Origin of the sequence: Paracoccus sp. S4493 (genome assembly GCF_000967735.1) — a bacterium.
In the GTDB taxonomy this organism is placed as follows: Bacteria; Pseudomonadota; Alphaproteobacteria; order Rhodobacterales; family Rhodobacteraceae; genus Paracoccus; species Paracoccus marcusii.
Window position 1 is genome coordinate 1 of record NZ_JXYF01000523.1, and the last position, 348, is coordinate 348.

The 348-nt window shown below is 74.4% G+C and carries 1 protein-coding gene; it reads left to right on the forward strand.

The window, feature by feature from the left end; genetic code table 11:
* A partial coding sequence (locus TW83_RS18855; RefSeq protein ID WP_255352813.1) for an FGGY family carbohydrate kinase occupies window positions 1-348 on the forward strand: 348 nt, incomplete at both ends.

The following is a 348-nucleotide window of genomic DNA, read 5'->3' on the forward strand; positions in this document are numbered from 1 at the left end:
ATCGACGTCGGCACCGGATCGGCGCGGGCGGGCGTGTTCGACGCCACGGGCGCCGCGCTTGGCACCGGGAAATGCGACATCGCCATGCACCGCCCCGACGGGGTGATCGCCGAACAGTCCAGCGCGCAGGTCTGGGACGCGGTCTGCGCCGCGACCCGCGCCGCGGTGGCCCAGGCCGGGATCGACCCGGCCCGCGTGGCAGGCATCGGGTTCGACGCCACCTGTTCGCTGGTGGTGGTGGGCGATACGCCCCTGGGCGTGGGCGACCCCGCCCATCCCGACCGCGACATCATCGTCTGGATGGACCACCGCGCGGTCGACCAGGCGGCGCGCATCAATGCGGGCGGG